The sequence below is a fragment of the Kitasatospora sp. NPDC088264 genome (assembly GCF_040685715.1).
Lineage (GTDB): Bacteria > Actinomycetota > Actinomycetes > Streptomycetales > Streptomycetaceae > Kitasatospora.
In genome coordinates this window covers 1-2,461 of sequence record NZ_JBFBIR010000136.1, presented here as the reverse complement: position 1 = coordinate 2,461, position 2,461 = coordinate 1, and the positions used below count along the sequence as shown (strand labels likewise).

Sequence of the window (2,461 nt, the reverse complement as noted above, 5' to 3'; positions counted from 1 at the left end):
CATGATCATTACTCCGTCAGCTTGAATCTCCGGCGCGACGCTGACTACACGCCGTGGCCGATCGGCCCGCGCCCCCTCTTTTCGTTCCCCGCATCGTTCCCCGCGTCGTTCTCCTCGCCACCCTCTCCGCCGCCGCCTCCCGGCCGGGCGTCAAGCCGTCAGCCGCAGGAACAGGCCGGATCGGCATCCCGGTCGGCGTGCCGGGCGCCGGGGATGTGCGGCAGCCGGGCCGCCGAGACCACGCCCTCCAGGTAGCCGCGGGCCCGTTCCGTCCGGGGGTAGGCCTCCAGCAGGGCCCAGAACGCCGGGCCGTGGTCCGGCACCAGCAGGTGGGCGAGCTCGTGCAGCAGCACGTAGTCCAGGACGTACTCCGGCATGCCCTGCAGACGGTGGGAGAGGCGGATCGTCCCCTCGCTGGGGGTGCACGAGCCCCAGCGCGAGTTCTGGTTGGTGACCCAGCGGACCTGGGCGGGCCGGGCGCGATCGCCCAGGTAGGCGGCCGACAGCCCGCGCGCCCGGTCCATCAGCGCGTCGTCGCCGAGGATCCGGCGGCTCTCCTGGGCGGCGAGCTTCTCCAGCATCTGCGCGACCCAGCGCTGCTCCTCGGCGTGCGACATCCGGGCCGGGATCAGCACGATCGTGCGGTCGCCCTCGCGGTAGGCGGAGACGGTGCGGCTGCGACGGGCGCTGCGGCGCACTTCCACCCGGCCGCGGTCGTGCGGCTCCGGTGGCGCGGCGGCGGGTGGGTGTTGCGGCGACGCGGGCCTCGCCTGCTGATCCTGGTCCCGACGCCCACGCGTGCTGGGCGCCGCCACTTGCGACCCGGACGCTGCACGGGCACGCCGACGCGACGCCGGTGGATGGGAGTCCCGCTCGGCTGCCATGGCACACGACGTTACCCGGTACCACGGACAGAAGTCCGGTGCCGTGGCCGAAATCTTTCATGGAGTGATCGGGAACGAAAAGTCGACGGCGGGTGTCCGGAAACCGGCGCCGGAGCGGATGGGCGGTTATCCACAGGGTCTGCGAACAGATGATGTGATCATGAGCCTGGGCCTGTGGATAACTTTGCGCACGACGTCGGCGCGATGGGGCATGCTGCGGTCAGCCGTCCGGAAACGATCGGAAGGGAGATCGCCGTGCGCCTCGTACTGAAGCCCGCCCTGTCCCGCAGCTGGCGGGACTCCGACACCCTGCAGTTCGGGACCATCACCCGCTACGCCGGGGTGCTCGGCCAGGCCGACAAGACCCTCTGCGACTTCCTCGGCCTGGTCGACGGGACCAGGGACCGCCCCGAACTGCTGGAGGCCGGCGAGCAGCTCGGCCTCGGCCGGGAGCCCGCCGACGCACTGCTGACCGACCTGGAGGAGACCGGGTTACTGGACGACGCGGAGGCGGCCGGCACCGCACTGGCCCGCTTCCCCCAGCCCCACCGGGACCTGCTCGGCCCCGACCTCGCCTCGCTGTCCCTGGTCCACTCCGGCCCCGGCGCCGCACCGGCCGTCCTGGCCCGGCGGGCAGGCGCCCGGATCGAGGTCCGCGGCGCGGGCCGGGTGGGCGCCGCCGTGGCGGCCGTGCTCTCGGCCGGCGGGGCGGGCACGGTCACCGTGGTGGACGGCGGCCGGGTGCGCCCCGGGGACTGCTCCCCGGCAGGACTGCCGCCGGGGGACGTCGGGCGGCTGCGGTTGACGGCCGCCCGGGAGGCCGTGCAACGGGCGGCGGGCCGACCACTGGTGCCCGTGCCCCGGCGAAAGCCCGACGGGCCGCCGCCCGACCTGGTGGTGCTCGCGCCCCGGGACGGGAGCGGGGCGTTCGCCGGCGGGACGTACGAGGCCCGACTGCTGCTCCGGGCCGGGGTGCCGCACCTGTACGTCGGAGTGGTCGAGGAGTTCGGGGTGGTCGGGCCCCTGGTGCTGCCAGGGGTGTCGGCCTGCGGACACTGCCTGGTCCTGCGCCGGGAGGACGAGGACGCCGCCTGGCCCCGGATCCTGGCCCAGCTGGCGGACGGCGGGCCCGGCCGGGCGCGCACCCCGGCCTGCGACACGGCCCTGGCCACGATGGTGGCCGGCCTGGCGGCGCTGCACGTCCAGGTCCACCTGGACGGCGGGCGGCCCCCGAGCGTGGACGGGTGGTGCGAGGTGTCGGCCGGCGAAGGGATGCCACGACGTCTGCGACTGCGCGGACACCCGGACTGCGGGTGCCTCTGGCAGCCGCAGCCACCGAGGTGAGGAGGAGAGGAACCTGCCGGGCGCGGGCCTGGCCGAGGAGAGAACCTACCGGGCGCGGGCCCGGCGGCTGCGAGGCTCGGCAGCCGCCCGGCCCCACGCCACGGCGGACCGGGCCGGCGCCCGGCCAGGTGAGCCCATGGCCAGGTGAGCCCATGGCCAGGTGAGCCCATGGCCAGGTGAGCCCATGGCCAGGTGAGCCCATGGCCAGGTGAGCCCATGGCCAGGTGAGCCCA

At 74.8% G+C, this 2,461-nt stretch carries 2 protein-coding genes; one reads left to right on the top strand and one right to left on the bottom strand.

The annotated features are described in order from the left end of the window. Positions 1-158 precede the first annotated feature (158 nt). Positions 159-704, bottom strand: coding sequence for a M48 family metallopeptidase (locus AB0O82_RS38625; RefSeq protein WP_244293373.1), 546 nt, complete (start codon positions 702-704; stop codon positions 159-161). A gap of 435 nt (positions 705-1,139) precedes the next feature. Here AB0O82_RS38625 and AB0O82_RS38620 point away from each other — a divergent pair, with 435 nt between their 5' ends. Beyond that, positions 1,140-2,228, top strand: a complete 1,089-nt coding sequence (locus AB0O82_RS38620; protein WP_363589728.1) for a ThiF family adenylyltransferase — start codon at positions 1,140-1,142, stop codon at positions 2,226-2,228. The last annotated feature ends 233 nt before the right edge of the window (positions 2,229-2,461 follow it).